We start from the raw sequence: 22,485 nt of genomic DNA on the forward strand, positions 1-22,485 counted from the left end.
TGGAGGCCGAACATTTATAAAAAAGAGCAGAGACCATATGACCTATTCCATCGTTGCCAAAGACAAAGAGACGGGCATGGTGGGGGTGATTGTGGCGAGCCGCTTTTTCGCCGCTGGGGCGATGGTGCCCTATATGGGCGCGGATTTTGCGATTGCGTCGCAGAGCTGGGTGAACCCGCTTTGGGGCACGGGGGGGCGGCAGATGCTGGCGCAGGGCGAAAGCGCGCAACATGTGCTCAATTGCATGGTGGCCAAGGATGAGGGCCATGCCACCCGCCAATGCCATATGCTCGATCAAAGCGGAAGCTCAGCCGCTTTTACCGGCGACGACTGCATCGATTTTGCCGGGCATGAGATTGGTGATGGTTTTTCGGTGGCGGGCAATATGTTGGCGGGGAAAGAGGTGGTGAGCGAGACCGCCCGCGCCTATCGCGACCATCTGCATTTGCCCTTTGCGGAACGCTTGATGACCGCCATGGAAGCCGGAGAAGTGGCGGGCGGCGACAAGCGCGGCAAGCAATCAGCCGGACTGGTGATCCATCGCGGCGAAGCCTATCCGTGGCTGGATATCCGCGCCGACGATCATGAAGACCCCCTGGCCGAGTTGCGCCGACTTTATGATGTGGCGCAGGAGACCTATTTGATCGTGGCCGACTATTTGCCGACGCAAGAACACTTTGGCGGGCGACCCGACGAGGCCGATCTAGAAGGCAAGATCGAAGCCAACAAGGCGCGGCGGGAACAGGATGGCAAAAAGAGCCAATCCCACGCTACGGGCACGGAGATGTGAAGCGGTCTTGTTGACGATGTCATTTGTTTAGACTGATAACACCCTATAGCATCCTGCCAATTCAACTCCATTGTTGTTTCCGGTAGCTGGGGGCAGAAAAGGGCCGTGCAATGTCAATCCGCATCAGGAAAGTTGACGAGGAGATTTTTTATGAAAGAGGAAACTGGAGTACCGCAGGCCTCAAAGGGATAGCAATACCGACATATCCGATAGTAATTGATTTTTCTGGGAAACAAATATTTTTGAAGCCCGGCAACGCCCGATCACCTGATCACAATTTCACCTTTCATACGGTGGCACATCGTTGCCCCCCAGGAGTATCACTTCACGATCAGCACAATGTAATCTGTGAGTTCGCCAATGCGCTATCTTGGACCAAGGAATTACCAATAGAAGTTGTTGATTTTACCGGCAGCGACTTGCCAACATCTGTGGGCAGCATATTTGAGACAACGTTAGGATTTAACGATGATTTCTTTATCGAGTATCTTCCGGAGCCAACAGAACGCAGCGTAAAACTTGCACTGGCGATCTACAGAGAAGGTCAATTGCTGAACATTCCTGCCTATCAATGCCTTTCATATTTTAGAATTCTGAATTTGGCGTATGGCCGGGGCGGTAAGCTTAAACAATGGATCAGGGACCACTATGAAAAGGTCCGAGAGTATTGGCCGCATCGGCTCCATGATTGGATGCCATTGAATTCGCCAACACCAAAGCAATCAATTGAAAACTATTTCATCTCTTCCAATAGGTGTGCTGTCGCGCACGCTAGTGACAAGGAACCTACAATTAACCCAAATGACTTGGATGACCTGCAACGAATGCGCCATGACTTGCCATTTGTGAAGGCAATGGCTGCATATACGATCGAACATACGTTTCTCGTACCCTCTACACAAACCATTTTCAGAAAGCGGCGTTCGCCGTAATTGGATTACCGGGGTATGTCCGGCAAAAACGTCGTGAACTTGAACAAGCTGATGACCTATTTCACCCAACTGGGTTTGCGCTTGTCAAAAAAAGCGCCAATGCCTTCTTGAGCGTCCGGGGTTTCCCAAGTGTCGGCCAGTTGGCGGATGGTGTCATCAATCAGCGCTTCATCAAGGCGGGGGCCGAGCTGGCGAGCGAGTTTTTTTGCGGCGGTGACCGCTTGGGGTGAGGTAGCGAAATAGGGTTTGATTTCAGCTTCCACGGCTTCATCCAGCATTTCAAACGGCACTGATTTAGCCACAAGGCCCAATTGTTGCGCCCGATCTGGTCCGAACAGGGCGGCAGAAAAAAAGACCTGACGGGCATTGCCCTCGCCCATGCGTGCCAGCACATAGGGGCTGATGGTGGCCGGGATTAGCCCAAGCTTGGTTTCCGTGAGGCCGAATTTGGCGTGGTCGGCAGCCACCACAATATCGCACACCGCCATCATGCCGACGCCGCCGCCAAAGGCATTGCCATTGACCTTGCCGATCAGCGGTTTTTCCAGCGTGTTCAGCGCAAACAGCATCATGGCCAGCTTCTTCGCTTCGGCCATGCGCGTGGCGCGATCCGCATCAAACTGCTCGCGCATCCAGTTGAGATCACCCCCAGCACAAAAGCTCTTGCCCGCGCCCGTCAACACCACCACGCGGATCGCTTCATCCTTATTGATCTCGGCGGTAGCGTCGGTGAGTTCAGCAATCATTTCCGCGCTCATAGCATTGTGTTTTTCGGCACGATTTAGCGTGAGCGTGGCGACGCCTCGGGCATCGGTTTCCAGAGAAATGGTGGTGTATTCGGGCATGGTCAATCCTCGCGGCAAGCGGGTTCAAGAATGGAAAATTGGAGATTGTCGCAATCTATTTCGGCCAAGGCGCCATAGGGCAGCACGCACATTGGATCGGTGTGGCCGAAATCCAATTGCGCCATGATCGGCAGGGAGGGCTGGGCAAATTCATCGCGCACCACCTCTTGGGTGGCGCGGTCATATTGGCGTAAGTCTTTTACGCCGCCGCCGGGCCGGCCGATCAAAATACCGTTCAACCTGTCGAAGATGCCCTGCACGCCCAGATTGCGCAAGATGCGTTTGATCGCATTAGGCGCGGGGGCTTCTTCAGAGGTTTCAATAAACAGGATGGCGTCATCAAACATGTCGCTGTCGGGCCAGATGCTGGTGCCGACCAACATCGGCAGCACATCGATACACCCGCCGACCAATCGCCCCTGCACTTTGCCGCTGCCTTGCAGGCAGGTGCGGCCCAAGGCGGGTTGTAGTTTTCTTTTCTGGCTTTGCAGTTCGGGCTTGGCCCAGTCGAGCATTTCGACGGTCCATTCCGCTGCGGCGGGCACCGCGCCAACAGGTTCGCTGGAAAACAGGCATTTGCGCACTGCCTGCTCCATATAGGGAAAGAGGCCGCCATTTTCGCCAAATCCGGCCATGATTGCCGGGCCATAGAAGCTGGACAGGCCGGCTGTCAGACACGCGAAATGCAAAATGGTTGTGTCGGAGTAACCCATAAAGATTTTTGGGTTGTCGGTGATCACGTTCAAGTCGAGATAGGGCAGCAATCGAATAGAATCATCGCCGCCAATGGCGGTGATGATCGCTTTGATCGACGGGTCCGCGAAGGCGACCATAATGTCTTCCGCCCGCGCCTTGGGGTTTTGCGCCACCCATGCTGCCAGTTTGGTGGCATGGGGCATGTCCACCACTTGCACATTAAAGGTCTCGGCCAACTGGCGCTTGCCCGCCTCATGTCGATGGGGAAACTGCCCCGCACCGCCCCAGGAGGGTGAGACCACCGCGACCTTATCGCCGGGAGCAAGTTTTAAAGGTCTTACGAGCTCAGCAAGATAAGCCATTTTATCCCTTCAAGCTTTGGGCAAATTGGCTGGCTTTGGCGAGTTTTTCAAGGTCGAGGCCAGTGGCGAAGCCTTTGCTGTGTAGGAGCGTGGCGACTTTTTCGGTGGCGACATTGCCTTTGGCGCCGGGGGCATAGGGGCAGCCGCCGAGGCCGCCGACGGCGGCATCGAAGGTGCGGAGGCCATAGCCGAGGCACACTTCGATATTGTCCAGCGCGCGGGCGTGAGTGTCGTGGAAGTGGCCGGCGAGGTTGGCGATCGGCACGACCTGTTGCACTGCTTGCAACATCAGGGATGTGGTTTCCGGCGTGGCAGCGCCGATGGTGTCGCCGAGGCTGATTTCATAGCAGCCCATATCGTAAAGCGCTTTGGCGACGCGGGCGGTGCTTTCGGGCGGCGTGGGGCCATCATAGGGACAATCGGTGACGCAGGAGACATAGCCGCGCACCGGGATATTATCGGCCTTGGCGGCGGCGAGCACGGGGGCGAAGCGCTCCAGGCTCTCATTAATGGAGCAATTAATGTTTTTCTGGCTGAACCCTTCCGAGGCAGAGGCGAAGATGGCGACCTCGTCGGCGCGGGCGGCTTTCGCGCCTTCATAGCCGCGCAGATTGGGCGTGAGCGCCGCATAGGCAATGGCCGGATTACGATTAATGCCCGCCAGCACCTCGGCCGCGTCGGCCATTTGCGGCACCCATTTGGGCGAGACAAAGCTGGTGACTTCGATTTTGTTGAAACCGCACGCGGACAGGAGATCGACCAGCTTGATCTTATTGGCGGTGTCGATCAGCTTCTTTTCATTTTGCAGCCCGTCGCGGGGGCCCATTTCAAACAGGGTGACCTTATCCATCTTCATGCTCCAGCGTGATCAGCATGGCGCCATCTTGCACCTGATCGCCCATATTGACCAACACCTCGGCAATCACGCCGTCGCGTGGCGCAGCGAGCGCGTGTTCCATTTTCATGGCCTCGATGGTGATCAGCTTGTCGCCCTTTTTCACCGCCTGCCCGGGTTTGGCTTTGAGGTCAACAATGGCCCCCGGCATGGGCGAAATCACATTGTCGCCGCTAGTGGCGTCTTCGGCCAGTTCCACTTCGACAATGTCAAACTGGTGGCGTTGTCCATCGGCAAACAGGGTGAGCTGATTGTGTGCCTGATGGATGCGCATTTTTTGCTGGTGGTCGCCGAAATTCAGCACCAATTTTTCGCCGTCCAGTTTGGCCGATTTCACCTCAACAGTTTGATCGTCGAACGCGACTTCATAGGCGCCCTCCAGAAGCTGGATACGGCCAATAATCTCGCGGTCGGCATGGTGCAAATGCAGGGGCAGGCTTTCGCCGGGCCATGCGCGATAGGCGGGCAGGCTCTGCCAGATATCCATGCTTGGTTTTTGCGCCAGATTGCTGGCCACGATGAACGCGGCAGCGATGGTTTCGGCGGGAAGCGCGACCGGTTCGATCAACGCGTCGAGATCGCGGTCAATCAGGCCGGTATCCACTTTGTCTCGAGCAAAATCCTGATGCTCGGTGAGGGCTTTCAAAAAGTCCCTATTGGTGACCAGCCCAACAATCTCGCTATTGCCCAGTGCTTTGTTGAGCTTTTGCAGCGCTTCGGCGCGGTCATTGGCGTGCACCGTGATTTTGGCGATCATCGGATCGTAGAAGGGCGAGATTTCATCGCCTGTGGCCACGCCGGAATCAATGCGGGCGGTTTGGTCATCCAGCGCCAAATGCTGCAAGGTGCCAGTGGCGGGCAGAAAGCCCTTGGGTACATCTTCCGCATAGAGCCGCGCTTCGAACGCCCATCCATTGATCGACAAATCATCCTGCGCCATGGGCAGATGTTCGCCGCTGGCGACGCGCAATTGCCACGCCACCAGATCTTGCCCGGTAATCAGTTCGGTGACCGGATGTTCCACCTGCAGGCGGGTGTTCATTTCCATAAAATAGAAGCCGTTCGGGTTGAGCCCATTGGCGGCGTCGACGATAAATTCCACCGTGCCAGCGCCGGAATAGTTGATCGCTTTCGCGGCCTTGACCGCCGCCTCGCCCATGGCGTTGCGCATCGCCTCCGTCATGCCCGGCGCGGGGGCTTCTTCGATCACTTTTTGGTGGCGGCGTTGCAGCGAGCAATCGCGCTCGAACAGGTGCACGGCGTTGCCATGATCATCGCCAAAGACCTGAATCTCGATATGGCGCGGGGTGGTGATGTATTTTTCGATCAGCACCCGCGGATCGCCAAAGCTGGATTGGCCTTCGCGCATAGCGCCTTCCAACGCTGACTTGAACTCTTTCGGGTCATCAACCCGCCGCATCCCCTTGCCGCCGCCGCCCGCGCGGGCTTTGATCAGCACCGGATAACCAATCTTTTCGGCTTCTGCCGCGAGGAAATCTGCGTCCTGATTGTCGCCATGATAGCCCGGCACCACGGGCACGCCTGCTTCTTCCATCAAGGCTTTGGCCGCATCCTTAAGGCCCATTTTGCGGATCGCATCGGCAGAGGGGCCGATAAAGCGGATATTTTTGGCTTCCAGTGCTTCCACAAAGTCAGGATTTTCCGAGAGGAACCCATAGCCCGGATGCACCGCTTCTGCGCCAGTACGCTTAACGATCTCAATGATCTTGTCGGCCTTCAAATAGCTTTCCGCCACGGGGCTGGGGCCAATATGATAGGCCTCGTCGGCCATCTGCACATGCTGAGCATTCGCGTCTGCATCGGAGTAAATGGCGACACATTGGATGCCCATTTGCTGCGCTGTGCGCATGACGCGGCAAGCAATTTCACCCCGGTTGGCAATCAGAATTTTCTTAAACATGCGCAACTCCTACATTCTGAAGAGGCCGAATTGCGTGTCCGCAATTGGGGCGTTGAGGGCAGCACTGAGCGAGAGCGCCAGATGATCGCGGGTGCGGCCGGGGTGGATGATGCCATCGTCCCAAAGGCGGGCGGATGCGTAGAGTGGGTGGGACTGCTCTTCGAATTGATCGATGATCGGTTGTTTGAATTGTTGCTCTTCTTCCGCTGACCAGTCGACGCCTTTGCGCTCCAATCCGTCGCGGCGGACGGTGGCGAGAACGCCTGCGGCCTGTTCGCCGCCCATCACCGAGATGCGGGAGTTGGGCCAGGTCCACAAGAAGCGCGGCTGATAGGCGCGGCCGCACATGCCATAATTGCCTGCGCCGAAGGAGCCGCCGACCAGCACGGTGATTTTCGGCACCGAGGTGGTGGCCACGGCGGTGACCAGCTTGGCGCCATTTTTGGCAATGCCTTCATTTTCATATTTGCGACCGACCATAAAGCCGGTGATGTTTTGCAAAAAGACCAACAGAATTTTGCGCTGAGAGCACAGCTCCACAAAGTGTGCGCCTTTGACGGCGCTTTCAGAAAACAGCACGCCATTATTGGCGATGATGCCCACGGGCATGCCGTGAATATGGGCAAAGCCGCAGACCAGCGTGGTGCCATAGCGGGCCTTAAATTCTTCAAAGCGCGAGCCATCCACTACGCGAGCGATCACTTCGCGAATATCGTATGGGGTTTTCAAATCGCCGGGCACCACACCGATGATCTCGTTGGGATCATAAAGCGGGTCTTCGGGCGATTGGGTGAGTAGGCTTGACGGTTTTTGCCGATTGAGATTGGCCACGGCTTCGCGGGCCAGTTGCAGGGCATGTTCGTCATTTTCGGCCAAATGATCGGCCACACCGGACAGGCGCGTATGCACATCGCCACCGCCCAAATCTTCCGCCGTGACCACTTCGCCAGTGGCAGCTTTCACCAAGGGCGGGCCGGCCAAAAAGATAGTGCCTTGGTTTTTCACAATGATGGTTTCGTCCGACATGGCGGGCACATAAGCACCGCCTGCGGTGCAGGACCCCATCACCACCGCGATCTGCGCGATACCTTTAGCGGACATGTTGGCCTGATTGTAGAAAATCCGGCCAAAATGATCTCTGTCGGCAAAGACTTCGTCTTGGTTCGGCAGGTTGGCGCCGCCACTATCCACCAGATAAACGCAGGGCAGATGGTTTTCGAGGGCGATTTCTTGCGCCCGCAAATGTTTTTTGACGGTCATGGGATAATAAGTGCCGCCCTTAACAGTAGCATCGTTACACACCACCATCACCTCCTGCCCGGCCACGCGGCCAATGCCAGTGATCAGGCCCGCGCCGGGGGCGTCTCCATTATAAAGGCCATGGGCAGCCGTGACGCCGACTTCAAGAAAGGGCGAACCGGGATCGAGCAATTTGGCCACCCGATCACGCGGCAGCAATTTGCCGCGCGACACATGACGTTCGCGCGATTTTTCGCCACCGCCCTGCCGGGCGATTTCAACCGCTTCTTCGATTTGCGCCATCTGGTCCAGCAGCGCTTTTTGATTGGTTTTAAAGCTCTCTGACGCGGTGGAGATTTGGGATTTAATGATCATTCGCGATATCCAGGATTTTGATGATCAAAGCACGTGCCCGCTTGCAGCGCTTTGCGATCATTGCCGTAATTTGGGATGCCGCCCGCGTCTTTGAGCATGCGGGCCATATGCATCAGATTCCAAGTCATGATGGTGGTGTTGCGTTGGGTGAAATCATTGTCGAACCCGACCTGTCCGCCATCCTCTTTTTCGTCGCCATAGGAGGGGCCAGGGCCGATCTCGCCAATCCAGCCGCAATCGGCCTGGGGCGGAATGGTCAGCCCCAGATGCTGCAGCGCATAAAGAATGGTCATGGAAGAATGCTTCACGCCATCTTCATTGCCGGTGATCACGGCGCCACCCACCTTATTGTAATAGATGGATTGGTTTTTCGCATTGAGCTCACCGGACATGGCATAGAGCCGTTCGATGATCACCCGACATAGCGAGCTTTCTTCGCCCAGCCAGATGGGGGTGCCGATCACCAGAATGTCGGCATCAAGCACTTTGGGCCATAATTGCGGCCAATCATCCCGGTCCGCGCCATGTTCGGTCATGTCCGGGTAAACACCAAAGGCAATGTGATGGGCGGCGGCGTGGATGAACTCCACCTCAATGCCATGCTTGCGCATAATGTCTGCTGACGCCTGCATCAACAAAGCAGTATGACTCTCACCTTCTGAATGCTTCAGAGACGTGTTGATATAGACCGCTTTGAGGTCATCAAAGCGGCTGTTTAATGCTGGTGTTTCGGTCTGATCGGCCATGATTTTCTCCTTCTCCTTTCAAAGAAGAACGATGGGGCGCTATTTTGTTTCCACAAACATTTCGCGGCCGATCAGCATGCGGCGAATTTCGCTGGTGCCCGCGCCGATTTCATATAGCTTCGCGTCGCGCAGCAAGCGGCCTGTTGGATATTCGTTGATATAGCCATTGCCGCCCAAAAGCTGGATGCCATCCAAAGCGCATTGGGTTGCTTTTTCCGCCGAATAGAGAATACAGCCCGCTGCATCTTTGCGGGTGGTTTCGCCGCGATCGCATGCTTGCGCCACGGCATAAACATAGGCGCGGCTGGCGTTCATGGTGGAATAAATATCGGCCAATTTGCCCTGTACCAATTGGAACTCGCCAATGGCCTGGTTGAATTGCTTGCGCTCATGCACATAAGGCACGGCCACATCAAGCACGGCATGCATGATGCCCACAGGACCTGCGGCCAGCACCACGCGCTCATAATCCAACCCGGACATCAGAACGCGCACGCCTTTGTTCAAGTCGCCCAGAATATTTTCTTCCGGCACAAAGCAATCTTTGAACACCAGCTCACAGGTGTTGGAGCCACGCATGCCCAACTTGTCGAGCTTTTGCGCGGTGGAAAATCCGTCCATGCCTTTTTCGATGATAAAGGCGGTGATGCCTTTGGAATTGGCTTCGGGATCGGTTTTGGCATAAACCACCAGCGTATCCGCATCGGGGCCGTTGGTGATCCACATCTTGTTGCCGGTGAGGCTATAGCCGCCGTCAACCTTTTTGGCGCGCAATTGCATGGACACCACGTCTGACCCGGCGCCGGGTTCGGACATGGCCAAGGCCCCCACATGATCGCCAGAGATCAGCTTGGGCAGATATTTCTCTTTTTGCGCCTGGGTGCCATTGCGATAAATCTGGTTGACGCAGAGATTGGAGTGCGCGCCATAAGACAAGCCGACAGAGGCCGAGGCGCGGCTGATTTCTTCCACGATTACACAGTGGGCCAGATAGCCCATTTCCGCTCCGCCAAACTCTTCTGACACGGTGACGCCCAACAGGCCCAGATCGCCAAATTCTTTCCAAAGCTCGTTGGGAAACTCATTGGTTTCGTCGATCTTTGCCGCCATGGGCGCAATGCGATCTTGCGCGAAGCGGTGCACCATTTCGCGCAAGGCTTCAATATCTTCCCCAAGGGCGAAATTCATACCGGTTGTGAACATTTCAGTGTCCTCCACTTAAGGTGATGCCCACAGATTGGCACACCAATTGAACGTAAATATCTTCGATTTTTTGTTGGCTCAGCCGCCCCTGCTCGCGATACCAGGTGGTCACCCCGGTGAGCTGGGCGAGAATGGCCATGGCGGCGACATGGGTGTCGGCCAGATTGAACTGGCCCGCCATTTGCCCGGCGGCGAGAATGTTTTTCGGGATCGCCTCATATTGGCGGCGAAGAGCTTCAATTTTCTTGAAATTGTCCGGCTCAAGATTGCGCAATTCCATATAGGAGATGAACACCTGGTCGGGCCGTTTCAGGTGATATTGGATATGGAAGCGGACAAAGGTTTCGAGCTGCTGCGCCGGGTCTTTCGGCAGCTCCATGTCGCCCCACGCATCCAACAGCGCCTGCATATGATCGGCCAGCAAATTGGTGAGCAGCGCCTGCTTATTGGGGCAATGATTATAAAGCGCGCCCGCCTGCACCCCGACTTCCAAGGCAATCTCGCGCATGGACACGGCGGCATAACCCTTCTTCGCAAAGAGCTTCAGCGCCACTTCATCAATGCGCTTTGCGGTTTCTTCACCTTTAGAGCCGTGCGTGCGCGCCACTTTCACCTCTAATAATTAAATGAACGTTTGTTTATTTAACATGGGATGGGGCGGGTGGCAATAGGGATGAAGGGTTGTTGGATGTTAAAGAGGCCCGCGCTTTTGAGAAGGACTGACCTGGCCTTTCGGTGGGGCCACTTGACTGCAGACCAATTACAACACTTAATTAGATTTTGGTTTAAACGAAGTAGGTATTTTATGGAATTGGCACAAAATGATATTCGGCAAGGTAGCTTTCAAAAATTGCAATGCGAATACTCAATCCCTGAAGCACTGGGATTTGCAATCCTTTGGCTTATTTTAAGTGTGATTACATTGGGAATTGGCAGCTTTTTTGCAATTTATTATTTTTACAAGACCATTTTAAACAAGACCTACGTCGTCGACGTTGACGGCCACAGAATCGGAAAACTCACGTGTGACCTGAATTTAGCAGAAGTAATCGGACATATTCTCATTTGGATTTTGCTTACAATAATAACACTAGGTATTGGCTTGATTTTTTACGCTTTCCGAACATTCCGAATGGTAATAAACCGTACTGAGATTACATCACTGCGCTAGGTGTATTTTGACTCCCCTAGCAAGCACTATCGCCTGATAAGGGAGAGTTAGAATGAAAATCGCTATTGGCACCGATCACGCGGGATATCGCTATAAAGAGAAGATCAAATCCTTTTTGACCGCAGCTGGGCATGAGGTACAGGATTTTGGCACCTTTAGCGATGAGTCTTGTGATTATCCGGACTTTATCTTCCCGGTCGCCAAGGCGGTGGCTGCGGGGGAATTTGAGCGCGGGATCGTGTTGGGCGGATCGGGCAATGGCGAGGCCATTGCCGCCAACAAGATCAAAGGCATTCGCTGCGCCGTGTGCTGGAATACGCTTTCAGCCGAAATGGCGCGACGACACAATGATGCCAATGTGCTCTCGCTGGGGAACGCATGATCTATGAAGATCAGCTTGAAGCGATTGTGCGCATATGGCTGGAGACGCCTTTTGACGGTGGTCGCCACGCACGGCGGGTCGACAAGATTGAGGCCCAGAGCTAGGGCAAAGACTGCCCTATAGCAAAACCATATTCTGCGCCTTTGAGATCGCAGGAAAGAGCAACATCACATGGACCATCACGAAGAAAAATAGTGCGGCAAAAAAGCGAGTCATAAATGGCTCCGAAACATCACTTAAAAAAATATGTTAAGTCTTATGCCGGAATTCGCAGTGATTTACAAATAAAAAGGCCGCCCGACGAGGGCGGCCTTTTGTAATTGTCCATGCGCAAGGACTATTCGAGCGTTGAATTGAGATCAACGAAGTTCAATAGTTTGGTTGGATCAGACTGCAACATCATCATCTGTGGCATGCCAACACCTGTGGCGGCTTTTGCTGTCAGATTAATGTTGATCTTCTTGTTGCCGCCCAAAAAGCCTGCAACATCCTCGCCCAGTTGGACCGCTGAATCTGCGCCACCAAGCATACCCACAATCATGCCTTGCGACATGGCGGTGATTTGGTTGGTAAAGGCTTCAACTGGTGCGCCCTGCTCGGCGGCAGCTTGAGCCAGGGCAAGTTTCACCAATCCTTCATCGTCGATCATCACATTCAGATCGGTCACAGCAAGGGACATGGCTGACATCATGGCCATTTGAGGATCATTCGCAAACAATGCCTCAGTGGCCCCCGTAATGGTGCCCTTGATCTCGGCAGTGCCCATATCTTTGATGGCCGCAGTCAAAGTATTTACATTGATCGCCTGGGCTTCAGCATCCCACTCCAAATCGGCAACAAAGCCCATATTGATCTGGTCATAACCTTCATCAATGAGCATTTGCACCCCTTCTTCATCGCTGTTGGCTGGCAGATCAGCCTGGATGGCTTTTGCCTCGATGCGAATGTCGGCGGGGATGCCGTTTTGATATTGTGCCAAGGTGACATCAAACAGATCAATCGAGCCTTTGATGCGTTGTTCTTCGTCATCTTCATTTGGCACATCAAATGCCATGCCGCTGAAGGAGAAGCCTTTAATTGAGGGGATCAGGCCCCGCATATTGGCTTCAAACCACTCTTCGGTATAGTCAGATGCTTCGCCCAGTTTTTCGAAAGTCGGGCCGAAATCAATTTCTTTGAAAGTGAAATTCTCGATTGAGAATGATCCTGCATCGTCACCTTCGACAACAACATCAATATTGCTCACGCTGAATTCTGGGTAAACGCCATTGCCAAAAGACCCGACGGAGATTTCGCCGGTCGACATGGTGAAGGATTGTTCATCATCCTGCCCCTCACACGCGATGCCATCCATGACTGTGGCGCCCGATTCAAAGCCATAAAGCAGCTGGGCATAGAAATTGATGATGTTGCTGATTTGGGCTTGGGTTGGCTTGCTGTCTTCAGCGGCCTCCAAATCTTCAATCATGCTGGACAATTTGGCCATGTCCATTGCGGATGGCTTCGCCCGGAATGTGCCGGACTTTGCTGCGCCAAAGGTGCACGAAAACACTTCGGATGAAATGCCGCCGCCCGCAAGGCTATAGCTTGAATAGATGGTTTCAAATTCGTCGCTTTTCTCAACGTCTATCATACCGTAGGCGCCGAGCAATGCGTGCACGTTCAATTCCAGAATTTCGCCTGCACCATAGGTGAGTTCGATTTGCTCAACTGGACTTTCATCCATGCCGTCGCCTTCGAACATGCCCAGCATCTCACCAATGGATGCGCGTGCGGCAACGCCGTCTTTGACATTTTCCAAGACAATCTCTTTAAACACCATTTCGTTGGTGCTGGTTTGGTCCTCTACGGTGATTTCATAAGAAAAGCGCAGCTCTGGAATGCGCACACGGTCCGCATTGAGATTGGCCAATTGTTCGGCGTTTTCCGCCAGCTTGCCCGTGAGGATCTCACGCAGCGTGACCTCATCAATATTGGCGTTGGTCAGGTCGATTGCGCCCACTTCCACTTTATGGGTGATGCTCGATATAGTTGTCGACATTTCCGTATCGGTCGCGCTGTCTTGCGCGATCACTGGCGTGGCCGCGCCAATCGATATGGCGGCGACTGAAGCGACGAGCATTGATTTTAGCGGTTTCCGACCGCGGACGAAAAATTGCGGCATGATGTAGTCTCCCTTAAGGCGCAGCGAAAAATTTTTCTGTTTTTTGTTTAGCAAACAATTATGACGCCAGATTAGCAAGTGATCGGGCAGTAATTTGTCCATACACCGACTGATATGGTTCTCAATTCTTAAACGTCAACTTATTATATCCTAAGCTGTTTTCACGCCTGATGCCAAGTCACCCAGCGACCGTGGGCATCTATGCGCGCCAATTCAACCATGTCACCGCCAGGCCAAACTTGTTGTGTGATCGCAAAACCGGGCGCTTTATTGTCTGCCTCGATCTGAAGCCAAACCAATTGCATATTGGGGTTGGCTGTTCGCCCCTTTTCGACCAGCAACGCGCGAATCTCATTTTGGGCCTCGGTGGGGAAATATTGAAAGGCCACGGTGTTATAAACCACATGCAAATGGCCCGGCGTCATTGAGGCGAGTTGATGTTTGAGCCATGTCGCGGCATCTCGCTTATCAACCTTCACCCCCAAATGTGTTGCCAATTCTATCGCGTGCTCTGTTCGCTCAACGCGCTCCATCTGATCTGGCCAGATATAAGACATCAGCCGCTCTTTGCCATCGCGTGTGGACACATCAAGTGGGTTCAGGTCGCACCCCGCGCGATGGACTATATCGATATTCGCATGTGGAGGCGTGGGGCCCTGCCAGTCTGGCTGCAAGGTGAAGGGTGCGCTTTGGGGACCATAATGCTCGTCAGCAAACTGGTAGGCAAACTGATCCAAAACGAGATTCAGCCCCGCGCTCGCGCCCATTTCATATAGCTTGATGGGCCGATCAAAGGCGGCGGACAAATGCAGCAAAGCGGGCATCAGCCCATTGGCGCGGCGCACTTCGTTGGTTTGCGGGGCAAATTCAAGCTGCGTCAAAATTTGCTCTTCAAACTCTACCACTGCGCGATCAAGCACCTGCCAAAACGCGGCATCCAGCTTTTTGGCATGATGGGGCGGATAAAGCGCGGTCAATGCGGGCGCTTGGCCAGAACGGGCCAAACTGTTGAGTGCACCGCACATGCGCAACGGCACTGAATGGGTGCGGTAGGTCACATCGCCCGGCCAGTTGGCGAGCTTTTCTTCTATCTTCGCCGCAGAGAAATGGTGTTTCGCCATCAGCGTGCAAAGCTGCGCTGTGAAAGGAGAGCCGAGCGCGGCACATGCCTCTGCCTGCATCTCACACGCTTGATTGAATTTTGCGTGACGGGCCAAAATTTGCGAATTGTTCATGTGCCATCTCCTTTGCTTGATGCGCGGAGCATGGCGGAAAACAGCAAAAGATCAATTTGATGACAGCGTATTTATACTAGTACCCGGCCGAATATTCGGCAATATATGCATATAGCATGGTATTTATACGCAATTATTAGACGCCCAGCACCCTCTTATCTTCAATCACCTTGCCATCATTGGGCAGGCTATCCGGCGCAACCACCTGAATATCGGCCCGCAGTCGCGTTTCGGCGCGCATGGTTTGTGCGATGTCGTCCAGCAAGCCAGGTGCGACGTTCGCGATTTCGCAAAGCAAGGACATTTGATCCTTGCCATCGGTTTCTGTCACTTCAAGCCGAGCACGGCCAATCTCAGGATAGGTTTTGACCACACGCGCAATTTGTTGCGGATGCACAAACATGCCGCGCACTTTTGTGGTTTGATCTGCGCGGCCCAACCAGCCCTTCAGCCGCCCATTGGTGCGGCCACAATCAGCTTGACCAGGCAGTGTTGCGGACAAATCGCCCGTCGCAAAGCGGATCAGCGGATAAGTTGGATCAAATGTGGTGACCACCACTTCGCCCACCTCGCCATCATTGACTGGATCGCCGGTACCCGGACGCACAATCTCGACAAGGCAATCCTCGGCCATCACCATGCCGTCGCCCTCAGTTTCATAAGCGATCAGCCCCAATTCAGCGGTGCCGTAGCATTGGCGCACAGCGATGTTTTCACCTTCATAGAACTCACGCATGGCCGGAAACAACGGACCACCAGACACCAACGCATGGCGCACACAGCTGATATCTTTGCCCAAGCCTTTTGCTTTTTCCAAAATGATTTGCAAAAAGTCTGGCGTGCCAACATAGCCGGAAATCTGGAAATGATTGAACGCATCGACCAGCGTTTCCGTGTTGCCCACGCCTGCAGGGAAAACCGTTGCGCCCAATTTGGCGGCCGCCTCGTCAAACATAAAGCCGGCCGGGGTGAGGTGATAGGAAAAGCAATTGGCGATCAGGTCACCCTTGCGCATTCCAGCGGCATAAAGGGCAGATGCCATGCGCCATGGATCGGGCACATCAGCTTGCGGTTCAACAATTGGCCCAGGCGAAAAGAAGACGCGCTTGATCCGACCTTGGTCGGTGGCGATGCCACCGAATAAATCATCCCCCGCTTGCAACGTCACCAGATCGTTTTTACGCAGGATGGGCAGACGCGCCAAATCCTCACGCGACTGGATGTTTTCCGGGTCAATATCGGCCAGCGCGTTCTGCCAATAGGGCGACGAAGATTTGGCGTGCCCCAATTGCTTGCGCAGCTTGGCCATCAACCCAGTTTGCCGGAACAGCGGATCTTGGATTTCAGCCTTGTCAAAAAAAGTGGTTGTTGCTTGGTTTTCCACGCGCGCACCCATTATAACCAACGCTTGCGGCGTTTGTAGCTTTTGATGTCTTTGAACGAACGGCGTTCGCCGCCGCCGCCCAGATAGAATTCTTTTACGTCCTCATTGTCCATCAGCTCTTGCGCCGAGCCATCGAGCACGATTTTGCCGTTTTCCATAATGTAGCCTTCGTCGGCCACGTGCAGCGCCATATTGGCGTTTTGCTCCACCAGCAAAATGGAGATGCCCAATTCGCGATTGAGCCGTTTGATGATGCCGAAGACCTCTTTCACCAATAGGGGCGAAAGGCCCATGGAAGGTTCATCCATTAAAATCAGTTTTGGTTTGGCCATCATGGCCCGGCCAATGGCCAACATCTGCTGTTCGCCGCCGGACAAATAGCCTGCCAAGCCCGTGCGCTCTTTCAAGCGCGGGAAGAAGCGGAACACTTCTTCAATCTCTTCTTTCAATTTGGCTTTGGGGCGCGAATAGGCACCCAAGCGCAAATTCTCAATCACGGTCATATCTTGCAAAATGCCGCGACCTTCCATCACCAAAAATACGCCTTTGCGCACCAGCGCTTCGGGGCCGATTTCGGTAATGTCCTCGCCTTCATATTGAATGGAACCGCGTGTGACTTCCCCATCTTCAGAGGCCAACAAATTGGTGATGGCTTTTAAGGTGGTGGATTTGCCGGCCCCATTGGTGCCCAACAGGGCGGTAATTTTACCCCGTTGGACATTGAGGTTGAGGCCGCGCAGCACGAGGATCACCTCGTTAAACACCACCTCAATATTATTGACGGAAAGGATGGTATCAGTTGCCATCGCTTCACCGGTTGCGGCTATTTGTGGTTTCATTTTTACGCCTCCTTTCCGTCAATCAGCTTCTTACAGGCCCAACCAGTCGTCACGACGTGGCAATGTGGTTTCATCGATACGCTCGATTTTCACTTCACCATCTTCGTAAGACCCTTGGTTGATCGCCACGGTCATCAGGCCGCGGTGGTCTTTATCTGTCCAAGTTGAAGGCAAGCACACGCCCTCAAGGCCTTCAGGCACCCAATCTTGCTTGGCGTACATGCCCTTTTTGATGTTCTCGCCGGTGATGCCGCCATTGGCTTTCGCCCATTTCATGGCGTCCATCATGTAGTAAGCCGAGCAAATGCCACGGATATAGTGGTGGGTTGGCTTGCCGCCGTCAGAAAACTCACCTGACTCAGCGATTTCGGTGACCAAATCCATGCCCGGTACGTCTTGACCGTAAAATGGTGTTGATGATGGGAAGATCATGTTCTCTGCCTGTGAGGCTTCGATGGTCACATAGTCACCAGCCCACACATTGCCCATATAGTTGGCTTCAACGCCTACGGTGCCGCATGATTTAAGCAGGGCCACAACAGAACCGCCCAAATTGGCGAGGTAGACATATTGTGCGCCGCTTTCCTTGATGGTCAGACACTGGGCTTTAAAATCACCCGGCGCCATTGGCACCACAACGGGCTCAGCTACGGTCATGCCAAGCTCTTCAGCGTAAGACTTACACGCTTCTTTTGGCGCATTTGGATAGGGGTGGTTGTCGCCCGCGTGCAAGAAGGTTGGGTTTTCAATGCCCTTAGATTCCGCATCGGTTGCCGCCCACTGTGCTAATGCCCGGCAAGTATCAGAATAAGATGGGCCATAGAAGAAGTTATATGGCGCAGGCTTTTTCGTCGCTGGGTTTGACCCTTGTGGATCGGTTAGGTGCGCAGAATAAGATGCGGAATATACCGGGATTTTATCTTTCGCCACAAAGGAAATCAGCGCCTCTGTATCGGCAGTGCCCCAGCCCTGCATGGCGACCATGCCACGACCAGCCCATGCTTTATAAGCGGCCAATGCTTCTGGCACTTTGTAAGCATAATCCACTTGGGTGAGTTCGATTTGCGTGCCGTCAATGCCGCCATTGGCGTTCACATATTGAATGGCATCATAAACACCAGGGCCATAGGCTTTACCCACAAAGGCAGTTGGGCCCGTATAGTCAACCAAATGGCCAACAAAGACGCTATCTTGCGCCATTGCGGCAGAACTCATCAGCATGGATGCTGACAGAGCCAGTAATGTCAATTTATTGCGTTTCACTTTTGTCTCCTCTTTACCCTCGGCAATATTGTTTTTGTTGGCGCTTCATAGCCGGGGATGAACGCCTTTTGATCTACCTTCGCGCTATCGCGAGAAGGGGAAGAGTTTCCAACTGGCGCGGATTTGCTGCCAGCGGTGGATGAGCCCTTCTGGCTCAAAAATCAAAAACAGGATGATGGCGGCACCGATGGACATTTGCTTCACATAGGATTTGCCGCTTTCCATGGCCGGAAAGACATAGGCTGCCATTGTGGTGAGGCTTTCCATCACTTGTGGCAGCAGCAAAATGAACGCCGCGCCCAGAATGGCCCCATAGACCGACCCCAGACCACCAATAATGATCATGGCCAAGAATTGGATCGACAACAGAATGGTGAAACCTTCCACCGACACATATTCGAGATAGTGACCGAACAAGGCGCCAGCCAAGCCCGCAAAGAATGATGAGATGCCGAATGATAGAATACGATATTTGGTGAGATTGACGCCCATCACTTCGGCGCTCAAATAGTGATCGCGCACCGCCACAAAGGCCCGGCCATCACGAGAGCGCAGCAGATTGGTCACGGCCACCGCTGTCACCACCAACCAGAACATCACCAGATAAAAATAACGCAGATCACTATCAAAGGCGAAGCCGAAAATACTGGGCCGCTCGGCGAGTGCGCCGTAAACACCGCCGGAAAACCAGTCTGCCCGCGAGAAAAAGTCGGTCAGGATAAACTGGGACGCCAGCGTGGCAATGGCCAAATAAAGGCCCTTAATGCGCGCGGCCGGCACGCCGAAAATCATCCCCACGGCTGTGGTCAAAACGGCGGCGGCAGGCATGGCGATAAGCACCGGCACCCCGAAAGAGTTGGCCAACCAAGCGCTGGCAAAAGCGCCGAAGCCGAAGAACGCAGCGTGCCCCAAAGATATCTGGCCAGTGGTGCCGACCAGAATATTCAAGCCAATGGCAGCGATGGCATAGATGCCGATCAGGATCAGCTGGGTGAGCCAATAGTTGCCGATAAATGGCGCGGCCACAATTACCACCGCCAGCAACACCAGAGCGGAGCGCGTTTCGAAGTGGGTTTTGAACAGGCGATTATCGTCCTTATAGGTGGTGCGGAAATCGCCAGCAGGTCGCGGATTAGGTACGTATGACATAATTGTTTTCCTTTAGATCCGCTCGATGTCTTTGGTGCCGAACAGGCCATAGGGTTTGATCATCAAGATGATGATCAGCACATAGAATGGCGCGATCGTGTAGAGGTTGCCGAGGTGTAGATATTGCCCATCGGCAAATTCGGCGAGGTTTTCCAAAACCCCCACAATGATGCCGCCCACAACAGCCCCAACAATGGAATCAAGGCCGCCCAGGATCACTGCCGGGAACACTTTAATCCCAACAAAGGCAAGCGAGTTGGACACTGAGTTCACAATGCCAATCACAATGCCCGCCACGCCGGACACCATGGCTGAGATGGCCCATGCCATGGCAAATGTTTGCTTGACCGAAATGCCCAAGCTTTGGGCGATTTGCTGATCAAACGCGGTGGCGCGCATGGCCAGACCGTGCCGGGTGAAGCGGAAGAACCAAAAGAAGACGGCCATAATCACAACCGACAAGACAAGGGAGAGTAAGTAGGCCACTTCCACATTCAACCCGGCAATATTGATCACATCGGTGGTGCCGAACACATCCGGGAACCGTTTTGCATCATTGCCGAAAATCCAGTTCATCAGCGCCTGCATAAAGATCGACAGACCGATCGTGACCATAATCACGGAGATGATGGGTTCACCAATTAAGGGCCTTAAGATCACCGTTTGCACAATGATACCGAACGCCACCATGAAAATCAGGGTGAAGATGAAGGCCAAAAAGAATGGCAATTGCATATTGGTGACCAGTGCTAAGCACACCCATGCGCCGAGCACGAGAAATTCGCCCTGAGCAAAGTTCACCACTTGGGTGGATTTGTAGATCAGCACAAAGCACATGGCGACAACGCCATAAAGCATGCCCACGATGAGGCCATTGATCAAAAGCTGGAAGAAGAGTTCCCATTTCATGAGGCAAGGCTCCTTTGTTCAGCCGCTTTCGGGGCTTGGCTTAGATTTTCCACCTTGAGTGAGGTTTTGATGCGCTGCTTGGTGCCATCCTGGAAGGAAATCACCGTGTCGATATCGACGCGCTCATCGTCGGAATAAAGCTTACCGATAATGTCGGCATATTTTTCGGCGATCACGCTGCGCCGCACCTTTTTGGTCCGGGTCAGTTCGCCGTCATCCGCATCGAGTTCTTTATAGAGCAGCACGAATTTTTGGATGCGCTGGGCTTCGGGCAATGTCTCATTCACCCGCTCAACTTCTTCGCGCATCAATTGGTAAATTTCAGGCCGTGCAGCCAAATCGGTATAGGTGGTGAAAGCAATGCGCCGCTGCTCCGCCCATTTTGACACAATCGGATAGCGAATACAGATCATGGCCGCGATATAGGGTTGGTCTTTGCCCAAAATCACCGCTTCGGCCACAAAGGTAGAGAACTTCAATTTGTTCTCAATGAATTGTGGGGAGAACCGGGTTTGCGTGCTGGTTTCTGACAGATCCTTGATCCGGTCGATCACCACCAGATGGCCTTTGTCATCCAAATAGCCCGCATCACCAGTGAGGAAGCGGCCTTGGTCATCAAAGGCCTCTTCGCTTGCTTCCTTGTTCTTATAATAGCCGCTCATCAAATTCGGGTGGCTGACAACAATCTCGCCCAACCCCTCATGATCGGGATTGATGATGGAGATTGTGCATTCGTTCATTGGGTAGCCCACTGAATTATGGTCGACCTCGTCCCATTTATGGATCGTATAGGCACCCAAGCCTTCTGTTTGGCCATAAAGCTGCTTAAGCGGCACGCCCATGGCTTGGAAAAACTTGAACGTATCGGGGCCCATGGCCGCGCCACCCGTGGCCGCGGATTTAAGCCGCGAAAAGCCCAAGCGGTCGCGTAAAGCACGGAACAAAATAAGCTCTGCCACTTGATCGCGTTCGCCCCTATCGAGCGCCGCAATGCCGCGTTCAACGCCCCAATCGAAAATCTTTTGTTTCCATGGGGAGCTTTCCATCATGCGTGAACGGATATCAGCAGCCACCACTTCCCACACACGCGGGCTAAGCAACACAAAGTGTGGCCCAATCTCGCGCAGGTCGGACATGGCTGTGTCTTCACTTTCGGGGAAATTGACGATCATCCGGGCGACCAAATTCCACGCCACGGAATACATTTGCTCCATCACCCAAGACAATGGCAGCACGGCGAGATATTCATCGCCGGCGCTCATTGGGTCCGCCTTCAAATAGTTCACCGCATGGCCGAGGAATGCCGAATGCTTCCACATGGACAATTTTGGATTGGATGTGGTGCCCGATGTGGTGCACAAAACCGCCACATCATCTGTTTTGGTTGCCGCAACCATATCTGCATAAGCATTTGGGTTTTTGGCCAGTATATCAGCGCCGATTTTTTCGACATCCGCCAAATAGATCAGCCGCGGATCATCATATTTCTGCATGCCGCGGGTGTCGTGATAAATGATCTTTTTGATGGACGGGATTTTGTCCCCGAGCATCAAAAACTTATCGACCTGCTCTTCATCTTCCGCCACCACGATTTTGGGTTCGGCATAATTGATGAGGTAAGCAATTTCATCTTCCAGCGCGTCGCGATAAATGCCAAGGCTCATGGCCTGATTGGCATGGGCGGCCACCTCGCCCCATACCCATTCAGGGCGGTTGTCGCCAATCAACGCCACAACATCGCCCGGCACCACGCCAAACTCTTTAAATGCCAGCGCCATTTTGGCCACGTGATCGTTAAACTGGCTCCAGGTGATTTCATTCCAGATGCCGAAATCTTTTTCGCGCTGAGCCACCTGATTGGGGTGCGCTTTGGCATTTGCCGCCAGCAATTTCGGCAGCGTATCGGCATCCGTGACCGCTTTAAGGTGATGAGACCCGTCAGCCCATTGGATGTCGTTGCCTGATTTTTCCGTGAGGTTGGCCAT

General features: G+C 53.8%; 19 protein-coding genes and 1 pseudogene. 4 read left to right on the forward strand and 16 right to left on the reverse strand.

Going from position 1 to position 22,485, the window contains the following annotated elements:
• Positions 1-37 precede the first annotated feature (37 nt).
• Complete coding sequence (locus tag G549_RS0114615) at positions 38-790, forward strand: DUF1028 domain-containing protein (protein ID WP_027835645.1); 753 nt, start codon at positions 38-40, stop codon at positions 788-790.
• A gap of 110 nt (positions 791-900) precedes the next feature.
• Positions 901-1,722, forward strand: a complete 822-nt coding sequence (gene mauJ, locus G549_RS0114620; protein WP_027835646.1) for a methylamine utilization protein MauJ — start codon at positions 901-903, stop codon at positions 1,720-1,722.
• 56 nt (positions 1,723-1,778) lie between these two features.
• On the opposite strand, the gene G549_RS0114625 is transcribed toward mauJ, so the two are convergent.
• From G549_RS0114625 to G549_RS0114660, 8 genes are read right to left on the reverse strand one after another with little or no spacing between them, the layout of a single operon-like run.
• Entirely contained in the window at positions 1,779-2,567 is a 789-nt protein-coding gene (locus G549_RS0114625) for a crotonase/enoyl-CoA hydratase family protein (RefSeq protein WP_027835647.1), read from the reverse strand.
• Positions 2,568-2,569: 2 nt separating this feature from the next.
• On the reverse strand, positions 2,570-3,625 hold the full coding sequence (locus G549_RS0114630) for a S66 family peptidase (RefSeq protein WP_027835648.1): 1,056 nt from the start codon (positions 3,623-3,625) through the stop codon (positions 2,570-2,572).
• A gap of 1 nt (position 3,626) precedes the next feature.
• Positions 3,627-4,481 (reverse strand): hydroxymethylglutaryl-CoA lyase, encoded by an 855-nt coding sequence (locus G549_RS0114635; RefSeq protein WP_210162436.1) that lies wholly within the window; start codon positions 4,479-4,481, stop codon positions 3,627-3,629.
• Positions 4,468-6,441 (reverse strand): acetyl/propionyl/methylcrotonyl-CoA carboxylase subunit alpha, encoded by a 1,974-nt coding sequence (locus G549_RS0114640; protein ID WP_027835650.1) that lies wholly within the window; start codon positions 6,439-6,441, stop codon positions 4,468-4,470. Before G549_RS0114640 ends, G549_RS0114635 begins: the two co-directional genes overlap by 14 nt.
• A 9-nt stretch (positions 6,442-6,450) precedes the next feature.
• A complete protein-coding gene (locus tag G549_RS0114645; protein ID WP_027835651.1) occupies positions 6,451-8,055 on the reverse strand; it encodes a carboxyl transferase domain-containing protein in 1,605 nt (534 codons plus the stop codon).
• On the reverse strand, positions 8,052-8,801 hold the full coding sequence (locus G549_RS0114650) for a flavodoxin family protein (protein WP_036223004.1): 750 nt from the start codon (positions 8,799-8,801) through the stop codon (positions 8,052-8,054). Before G549_RS0114650 ends, G549_RS0114645 begins: the two co-directional genes overlap by 4 nt.
• A gap of 39 nt (positions 8,802-8,840) precedes the next feature.
• On the reverse strand, positions 8,841-9,989 hold the full coding sequence (locus G549_RS0114655) for an isovaleryl-CoA dehydrogenase (protein ID WP_486187548.1): 1,149 nt from the start codon (positions 9,987-9,989) through the stop codon (positions 8,841-8,843).
• A gap of 16 nt (positions 9,990-10,005) precedes the next feature.
• Complete coding sequence (locus G549_RS0114660) at positions 10,006-10,611, reverse strand: TetR/AcrR family transcriptional regulator (protein ID WP_027835654.1); 606 nt, start codon at positions 10,609-10,611, stop codon at positions 10,006-10,008.
• Between the two features lie 198 nt (positions 10,612-10,809).
• Between G549_RS0114660 and G549_RS22120 the strand changes: the two genes are divergently transcribed.
• Positions 10,810-11,175, forward strand: a complete 366-nt coding sequence (locus tag G549_RS22120) for a DUF6693 family protein (RefSeq protein ID WP_051214026.1) — start codon at positions 10,810-10,812, stop codon at positions 11,173-11,175.
• 52 nt (positions 11,176-11,227) lie between these two features.
• A pseudogene (gene rpiB / locus G549_RS20530) lies at positions 11,228-11,661 on the forward strand (ribose 5-phosphate isomerase B).
• Between the two features lie 233 nt (positions 11,662-11,894).
• Here rpiB and G549_RS0114680 read toward each other — a convergent pair.
• From G549_RS0114680 to G549_RS0114715, 8 genes are all read right to left on the reverse strand, one after another.
• A complete protein-coding gene (locus G549_RS0114680; RefSeq protein ID WP_156905567.1) occupies positions 11,895-13,721 on the reverse strand; it encodes a hypothetical protein in 1,827 nt (608 codons plus the stop codon).
• A 161-nt stretch (positions 13,722-13,882) separates the two neighbouring features.
• Positions 13,883-14,956 carry a DUF2332 domain-containing protein gene (locus G549_RS20535; protein ID WP_036223006.1) on the reverse strand — a complete coding sequence of 358 codons (1,074 nt, stop codon included), beginning with the start codon at positions 14,954-14,956 and terminating at the stop codon, positions 13,883-13,885.
• 136 nt (positions 14,957-15,092) lie between these two features.
• The gene (locus tag G549_RS0114690; protein WP_027835657.1) at positions 15,093-16,340 is read right to left on the reverse strand and encodes a phenylacetate--CoA ligase family protein; all 1,248 of its coding nucleotides are present in this window, start codon (positions 16,338-16,340) and stop codon (positions 15,093-15,095) included.
• A gap of 11 nt (positions 16,341-16,351) precedes the next feature.
• Positions 16,352-17,179, reverse strand: a complete 828-nt coding sequence (locus G549_RS0114695) for an ABC transporter ATP-binding protein (protein WP_051213902.1) — start codon at positions 17,177-17,179, stop codon at positions 16,352-16,354.
• Positions 17,180-17,209: 30 nt separating this feature from the next.
• The gene (locus G549_RS0114700) at positions 17,210-18,442 is read right to left on the reverse strand and encodes an ABC transporter substrate-binding protein (protein WP_245985777.1); all 1,233 of its coding nucleotides are present in this window, start codon (positions 18,440-18,442) and stop codon (positions 17,210-17,212) included.
• Positions 18,443-18,526: 84 nt separating this feature from the next.
• Positions 18,527-19,591 (reverse strand): branched-chain amino acid ABC transporter permease, encoded by a 1,065-nt coding sequence (locus tag G549_RS0114705; RefSeq protein ID WP_027835660.1) that lies wholly within the window; start codon positions 19,589-19,591, stop codon positions 18,527-18,529.
• Between the two features lie 12 nt (positions 19,592-19,603).
• A complete protein-coding gene (locus G549_RS0114710) occupies positions 19,604-20,500 on the reverse strand; it encodes a branched-chain amino acid ABC transporter permease (RefSeq protein WP_027835661.1) in 897 nt (298 codons plus the stop codon).
• Positions 20,497-22,485, reverse strand: coding sequence for an AMP-binding protein (locus tag G549_RS0114715; protein ID WP_036223008.1), 1,989 nt, complete (start codon positions 22,483-22,485; stop codon positions 20,497-20,499). Before G549_RS0114715 ends, G549_RS0114710 begins: the two co-directional genes overlap by 4 nt.

This window comes from Maritalea myrionectae DSM 19524, assembly GCF_000423365.1.
Classification (GTDB): domain Bacteria; phylum Pseudomonadota; class Alphaproteobacteria; order Rhizobiales; family Devosiaceae; genus Maritalea; species Maritalea myrionectae.

Excerpts from the sequence above, each read along its gene's own strand:
- G549_RS0114615 (WP_027835645.1), top strand. The coding sequence starts at position 38 with ATGACCTATTCCATCGTTGCCAAAGACAAAGAGACGGGCATGGTGGGG.
- mauJ (WP_027835646.1), top strand. The coding sequence starts at position 901 with ATGTCAATCCGCATCAGGAAAGTTGACGAGGAGATTTTTTATGAAAGA.
- G549_RS0114625 (WP_027835647.1), bottom strand. The coding sequence starts at position 2,567 with ATGCCCGAATACACCACCATTTCTCTGGAAACCGATGCCCGAGGCGTC.
- G549_RS0114630 (WP_027835648.1), bottom strand. The coding sequence starts at position 3,625 with ATGGCTTATCTTGCTGAGCTCGTAAGACCTTTAAAACTTGCTCCCGGC.
- G549_RS0114635 (WP_210162436.1), bottom strand. The coding sequence starts at position 4,481 with ATGAAGATGGATAAGGTCACCCTGTTTGAAATGGGCCCCCGCGACGGG.
- G549_RS0114640 (WP_027835650.1), bottom strand. The coding sequence starts at position 6,441 with ATGTTTAAGAAAATTCTGATTGCCAACCGGGGTGAAATTGCTTGCCGC.
- G549_RS0114645 (WP_027835651.1), bottom strand. The coding sequence starts at position 8,055 with ATGATCATTAAATCCCAAATCTCCACCGCGTCAGAGAGCTTTAAAACC.
- G549_RS0114650 (WP_036223004.1), bottom strand. The coding sequence starts at position 8,801 with ATGGCCGATCAGACCGAAACACCAGCATTAAACAGCCGCTTTGATGAC.
- G549_RS0114655 (WP_486187548.1), bottom strand. The coding sequence starts at position 9,989 with ATGAATTTCGCCCTTGGGGAAGATATTGAAGCCTTGCGCGAAATGGTG.
- G549_RS22120 (WP_051214026.1), top strand. The coding sequence starts at position 10,810 with ATGGAATTGGCACAAAATGATATTCGGCAAGGTAGCTTTCAAAAATTG.
- G549_RS0114680 (WP_156905567.1), bottom strand. The coding sequence starts at position 13,721 with ATGCCGCAATTTTTCGTCCGCGGTCGGAAACCGCTAAAATCAATGCTC.
- G549_RS20535 (WP_036223006.1), bottom strand. The coding sequence starts at position 14,956 with ATGAACAATTCGCAAATTTTGGCCCGTCACGCAAAATTCAATCAAGCG.
- G549_RS0114695 (WP_051213902.1), bottom strand. The coding sequence starts at position 17,179 with ATGAAACCACAAATAGCCGCAACCGGTGAAGCGATGGCAACTGATACC.
- G549_RS0114705 (WP_027835660.1), bottom strand. The coding sequence starts at position 19,591 with ATGTCATACGTACCTAATCCGCGACCTGCTGGCGATTTCCGCACCACC.
- G549_RS0114710 (WP_027835661.1), bottom strand. The coding sequence starts at position 20,500 with ATGAAATGGGAACTCTTCTTCCAGCTTTTGATCAATGGCCTCATCGTG.
- G549_RS0114715 (WP_036223008.1), bottom strand. The coding sequence starts at position 22,485 with ATGGCCAACCTCACGGAAAAATCAGGCAACGACATCCAATGGGCTGAC.